This is a genomic window from Capnocytophaga sp. oral taxon 380 str. F0488 (assembly GCF_000318255.2).
Taxonomy (GTDB): domain Bacteria; phylum Bacteroidota; class Bacteroidia; order Flavobacteriales; family Flavobacteriaceae; genus Capnocytophaga; species Capnocytophaga ochracea.
Genome location: NZ_KB291230.1, coordinates 9451 through 15830, shown reverse-complemented (window position 1 = coordinate 15830; position 6380 = coordinate 9451). Strand labels below are relative to the sequence as shown.

At 42.8% G+C, this 6380-nt stretch carries 3 protein-coding genes; all 3 read right to left on the bottom strand.

Annotation, left to right across the window (positions count from 1 at the left end; all coding sequences use genetic code 11):
* Window positions 1–94: 94 nt before the first annotated feature.
* The 3 genes from HMPREF9078_RS09755 to HMPREF9078_RS09745 are packed head-to-tail and all read right to left on the bottom strand — an operon-like array spanning window position 95 to window position 6080.
* Window positions 95–1195 (bottom strand): DUF5017 domain-containing protein, encoded by a 1101-nt coding sequence (locus HMPREF9078_RS09755; protein WP_009420516.1) that lies wholly within the window; start codon window positions 1193–1195, stop codon window positions 95–97.
* Between the two features lies 1 nt (window position 1196).
* Window positions 1197–3002 (bottom strand): RagB/SusD family nutrient uptake outer membrane protein, encoded by a 1806-nt coding sequence (locus tag HMPREF9078_RS09750; RefSeq protein ID WP_009420515.1) that lies wholly within the window; start codon window positions 3000–3002, stop codon window positions 1197–1199.
* 12 nt (window positions 3003–3014) lie between these two features.
* A complete protein-coding gene (locus HMPREF9078_RS09745) occupies window positions 3015–6080 on the bottom strand; it encodes a TonB-dependent receptor (protein WP_034543481.1) in 3066 nt (1021 codons plus the stop codon).
* Between the last annotated feature and the right edge of the window lie 300 nt (window positions 6081–6380).

The window sequence follows — 6380 nt, the reverse complement described above, 5'->3', positions numbered from 1 at the left end:
GAGCCACTGTAGAGCCACTGTAGACCCACTCTTCATTCACCTCTTCTTCGTCTTTTCTTTACCCTATTCGTACAGATTACACCTCATCACTATCCTATGGGGTCACCGTAATTTTGATAGTGCGGTATTCAGTGTTGTACTTGTACTCGTCAGCACTTACAGTTCCTACATCAGTTTTATAGCCGTCTTTTGAATAGCTTTTAAAACCACTGCTACTGCCCACTACCACTACCTCATAAGTTCCTGCTTTGTCATACGTATGAGTGTATTTGGTCACACCAGAATCATCGGTAATGGTAATACCTTTTCCTGTATCGAAAGCCTTATAGTCAATAGCTCCAAAGTTAGCCGATTCAACAAAATAATCGCCTATATAGCCAATGCCAGCACCCACTGTAGTAAACAGAATCTGAATATAAGAAAGTGTTGCCATTTTTTTGTTTACAGCACTTTCCCACGCTGAAATGGTACGACCAATATCAAAAGTGTAATCGGTATACTCAGTTTTGGGTTCTACAAATAAATCCCAAACAGTATCGTCTTTGAAGGTTACAGCTGTATCCCCTTCGGCTATACCTCCCAAACGTATCACGATAGGGAACTTTGTTTCTTCGGGGTGTTCGCTTTGGTCGTTAGTACTTTTCAAAGTAGTTGTCGCAAACTTCATTCGTAAAGTCATCTTCTTGTTACTTCCTACTTTGGTGTTTACATTAAGGCGCAAAGCTTCATACCACCAGTTAGGGTGTTTGGCATTCACTTTCACTACATTTTTACCTATGGTAGCATCGGTTACTACTTCGGCTTGACTGCCAACTAAGTTATCACCGCTATTGGCGTTGCGCACTTCAAAAGCGCCATTGGCTAAAGTAGTGCTCCCTACTTGTGTAGAAGTAAAGTCTACTTTGTAAGGTTTCACATCAGGGTCGGTAGGGCGATAGTTTTTACCTTGTAATTCCTCTGAAGTTTTCCCTTTGAGTACATTGTCTATACTCTTTTGGTAATCGTGCCCTTCATCACCGGTGTAAATAGCCAAAGCATTTACATTGTGATGAATAGTAAAAGTTACGGGGTCGCCTACCTTCACTTGGGTTTTATCAGCTGTTACTGATAGGTCTACGTCTTCAGGTTTATCCTTAGTACAAGCACCCAAAGCCGTGAGTAGCAAACTGCTAATGAGTAATATATATGTTTTCATTTTAATATCCAGGATTTTGAGTTAAATTCTTATTTGCGTCCAATTCGCTAAGCGGAATAGGTAATAGCTGGTGATAAGGGCGAACATTCTCAGGCGCAGCAGGTGCTGGAATACGGCGTTCCTCCCCACTGATAAACGGATTGTTGATACGCCAGTTTTGGAAAGCTTGTACCAAAATGCCACGGCGTACGAGGTCACACCAGCGGTCGGTGGTTTCTCCTACAAGCTCGCGTGCACGTTCATTTAAGATTTCAGTGCGGAAAGCGGTATAATCATCGCTGTAATGTTTAGCTGTCCACATAGCAGTACCTGCATAGTCATAACCATAAGAGGAGGTTTTCCAATCGGGTACTACGGTGTTTACATCGTTGATATGAGTTTTATCCAAATCACGAGGCAATACATCGCGGTGTACGATGCGTCCGCCTGCTTTATTAGAGATACGAGCGCGTTTACGCACTAAATTCACCGCATCGTAAGCGCTTTGCACGTTGGTGCCATTCATTGTTAAAGAAGACGAGGGTGTGTAAGCCCCAGGTGAATGGTTTACCTCGTTATAAGCCTCTGCATAGATGAGGAGTACATCAGCAAAGCGAAGTAGCGGTTCATCCATACCGAAGTTCTTGTAGTTATACGAAGAGGTATCAGCTAATGGGAAACGGCGGAACTTACCGATACTCCACATCACCCAGTTATTGTTTTCGGTAGCCTTACTAAGAGGTTGGTCTACACGGGTATCTTTGTAAATATTGTAGTCCCAACCCCATAACTTACCATTGTCGAGTACTTGCACACGTGGGCAGTTCCACAACCGGCGAATAGAGTCGGAGGGTTCATAAATCATACGGTGGTAATCGGAGCTGGAGATGTTATCCCAAGAACCTCCTAAGTTTTCATTACCTCTCATTCCGTAAAGCATTCCTGTGAGGGTACCGGTATCGTCGCCTGTAAGACCTTGTACACACCAAATGACTTCTTTTGGAGCTTCGCTTATTTTCGTTTTAGCGTTGAATACGTCAGGATAGTATTCTACTAATTGGTAGCGACCGCCTTGTATGACCTCTTTGGCATAGTTCATTGCTTTGGTGTAGTTTTCAGTAGCCGAACCAAGCACTTCACGTCCGTCGCGTTGTGCTACTGAGGCAAGCCACAAGTGTACTTTAGCCAAGAAACCGCGACAAGCATCTTTGGTAATACGTCCGTATTGGTAACCATTGCCTGTATCGCCTTTTTCGGCTACGTGAGCCATCGAGTAAGTAAAATCGGCAATGATTTGCTCAAACACCTGCTTCTGTGGAGTACGAGGCACTTTGAGGTCGTTGAGTGATTTGGTTTCTTTCACAACCAAAGGCACATCGCCAAACCAACGCACCAAATCGAAGTACAAGTAAGCGCGCACACCACGAGCTTCGGCTACATAGCGTTCCCAGTTATTGATGCGACCTTGGTGTTCGGTTACATTATCGATTACCGAGTTGCAGTTCTTAATGGCAGCATAATGTTGTTGCCACATTTGGGTAATATAATCGTTGTCTGACCCAAACTTGTAGTTACGCAAGCCTCCCCCTTCGTCCCAATCGGCGCGTTTGGCAAGGTCGGTACTGATTTGTTTGGTACCGTGCCCTGTAACATACACATCGGTGAGGTAACGATAAGTACCGTTCATTGCTTGGCGAGCATCCAATTCATTTTCATAGAAAAATTGAGATGTAGGGGTGCTCTTGGGGGTTTCTTCCAAGAACTTGCCACAACTGCTCAATCCGAGGCTTGCCCCTATTGCTATAATGGTGATAATATGTAATTTCATAATCTATATCTTTTAAAAACCAACTTCTACTGAGAATAAAACCGATGTAGGTCGTGGGTACGGACTCATATCGAGACCTGGGGCTAAGCGGGCAATAGTTCCATAGCCCGTATTGGCTTCGGGGTCAAACCCTGAATAACGTGTCCAAAGAGCGAGGTTAGTACCTGTTACCCCTATGCGCAATTTGTTGAGTTTATAAGGCTCTAATACCTCCTTAGGCAAATTGTAGCTAAGACTCACGGTTTGCAAACGCAAGAATGAACCATCTTCTACTAAGTCGCTGCGGAAAGCGTTTTCAGCCCAGAAACCACCTCCAAAGAGCGGGAAGTTACGGTCGGGGTGTGCTTCCGACCACACGTTGTTATAAACGCTTTGTGTGATATTGTCGATATTCTTAGTGCCTGTGAGGTAGTAAGCATTACCGTTTACCACATCGTTGCCATACGACCAACGCAAGAAAGCGTACAATTCCCAACCTTTATATGAGAAAGTGTTACCTATACCACCCGTGTGCAATGGGTTTACATCGGCTACTGGTACACGGTCGTTAGTATCGATTACACCATCGTGGTTGATGTCTTTCACACGCAAACCTCCTAAAGCTACGTTAGGCCCTGGTTGAGCGTTATCCACTTCGTTTTGGTTGTGGAATACTCCATCGGCTACATAGCCATAATAGATACCTACCGGCATACCTACACGCAAGAGCACATCACTTTTGATTTTGGAGTTGATACCTCGGTCATAAAATTGTTGATACTGACCTTCGTCTAATGAAAGGATTTTGTTTCGGTAGAAAGAAATATTGAAATCGGTTGTCCATTTGAAATCGCCTTCACGCAACCATTGTGCATTGAAGCTCACTTCGAGACCTTTGTTTTCCATTGAACCTGCATTCTTCCACGCTTTTTGGAATCCCGAAGTAGAAGGGATATTCACTTCCAAAAGCATATCGTCTATGCGTTTGTAATACAATTCAGTAGAAAGGGTGTAACGGTTTTTGAGGAAGGACAAATCTAAACCAATATTGTATTGCTTTTGGCTTTCCCATTTAAGATTGTCGTTAGCAATATTGCTGGTATAACGACCGATTTCCACTTTGTTACCGTCTAATACTACTTTGTTTTTAGCGAGTTGTGCTAAAGATTGGTAAGATGGGATTTGGTTGTTACCTGTCATACCGAAACTACCGCGCAAACGCAAATTGGAAATAGCTTCTATTTTCTTGATAAAGTCTTCTTCGTGAGCATTCCAAGCCAAAGAAATAGCAGGGAAATAACCGTATTTGTTGTTCTTACCAAATTTAGAAGAACCATCGGCACGCAAAGAAGCATTGAGCACATACTTGTTGTTATAACTATAAGTAGCCCTACTGATGTACGATACCAATTGGTTGCCATCATAAGTGTACAAAGGCGCATAGGTTACTAACCCTTGGTTGATACCCCAAATACCTTGTTTGGTATCCTCGAAGTTAGTAGACTTATTGTAAGTATAATCTGTCCAATACTTATTGGCTTCAAAAGCACCCATTATGGAAAAATAGTGCTTATTGATGCTCTTAGAGTATTGCAAACGGGCTTCATATACCCAGCTGTTCTCATTGCGATGAGAGAGTTCCATACGTCCGCGTTCTGACTGTCCGAACCAAGTGTCAGGCCCCCAAAAACGGTCTTGACCAATAGTGTGTAAACGGTAAGAAGCACTGGTGTTAAAAGTCAAATCTTTAAGCAGTTGATAGCTGAGGTATACATTGGCGTTGAGCTCATTGTATTTGGTGTTGATATCCACTTGGTCTACTGCTACCTTAGGGCTCATCGTACGAATATTAGGATAGCTCATCAGGGTACCAAAACCAGGGTAGTCTAAGAAAGGAGAAGTTTGCAAAGCTTTGAGAACCACTCCATTTTGAGACCAATCGCTTACGGGATTTTTATCCTTAGAAACGGCATAAGAGAGGTTGATACCTGCATTCATCTTATCGTTAATCTTCTGAGAGAGGTTGAGACGTGAAGTAAAGCGGTTGAAAGCAGAACGCTTGATAAGTCCTTCTTGGTTCAGATAGCCCACTGAAAGCATATAGCGGGTTTGGTCGGTACCACCCGTGATACTACCGTTTGCTTCGTTTTTGGTACCTGTTTGGGTAACTTCTTTCAGCCAATCTTTTACGGCAGGGTGATTCCAGCCTTTTTCAGCAATCATTCGTTGCCAAAAGTCTATTTGAGGTTGATTGCCCCAAGTGCCATAATCGAGCATTTTGTGAGCATAATCTTCAGCATTGAGCACCTTCAAAGGGATATTAGGCATCATTTCAATAGAACTTGCATAACTGAAGTTAAATTTAGGTTTAGCGAGTTCCTTACCTTTTTTGGTGGTGATAAGCACTACTCCATTAGAACCGTTAGACCCGTAGATAGCTGCTGCGGCGGCATCTTTAAGGATTTCCATTGACTCAATGTCGTTAGGGTTTAAACTGAGTAGCGGATTGGTAGCCACATCTTCATTGGTATTGGTTACCCTTTGGGTAGGCATTGGCACCCCATCAATAACAAAGAGCGGTTGCGTACCTCCTGTGATGGAGTTCACCCCGCGAATTCTAAATGTGAGTCCGCTGGAAGCAGAACCATCGGAAGAGATGATTTGCACCCCACTCACTTTACCTTGCAACGCTTGCAATACCTGCGATGGACTGCTTTGGGCGATGTCAGCCATCTTCACCGAAGCTACTGCCGTAGAGATATCGCTTTTGCGCTGTGTACCGTACCCTACAAGTACTACCTCATCAATCTGAGTGACCTCAGGTTCGAGAGATACATTGAAAGTACGTGTTTTACCTACGGCTATGGTTTTGGAGCGATAGCCCATAAAGCTCACTACTATTTTATCGGTAGGAGCTACACTTAGGGAGAAGTGCCCTTCAAAATCAGTAGCCGTACCTGAATGTGCGTGCTCTACGGCAACGCTTGCACCAGGGAGGGGTTGTTTGTTTTCATCGGTAACTACCCCCGTAATAGTTACTTTTTGCGCCAGCATTGGGATACTGAACAGCAAAATACAAATGCTAATGATGCTTTTCATTATATAAAATTTAAAGTTTTTTCTTTGGGACAAAATTAAGGAATACTTAACAAAAAGCACTTTACTTATTGTACATTTTTCTTTACTAAAAGTTATTTTTCTGGTAAAAACGTAAGTAATCAATAAGTTAACGTGAGCTCAACGTAAGAAATATCGTAGTATTTGTGTTACGAAAAATATACAGAATAGAGGCACAGGGGCTTTTTAAAAGGAAATAAAAAGGAATTATAAGTAACCAGTAAAAGTGTTTTTTGGTTGAAAAGAGCTTGGGTTAGCTTATAGAGAGCTTATAGGAAGCTT

Bases quoted from the DNA above. Each gene is read 5' to 3' on its own strand.
- HMPREF9078_RS09755 (WP_009420516.1), bottom strand. From the start codon at position 1,195: ATGAAAACATATATATTACTCATTAGCAGTTTGCTACTCACGGCTTTG.
- HMPREF9078_RS09750 (WP_009420515.1), bottom strand. From the start codon at position 3,002: ATGAAATTACATATTATCACCATTATAGCAATAGGGGCAAGCCTCGGA.
- HMPREF9078_RS09745 (WP_034543481.1), bottom strand. From the start codon at position 6,080: ATGAAAAGCATCATTAGCATTTGTATTTTGCTGTTCAGTATCCCAATG.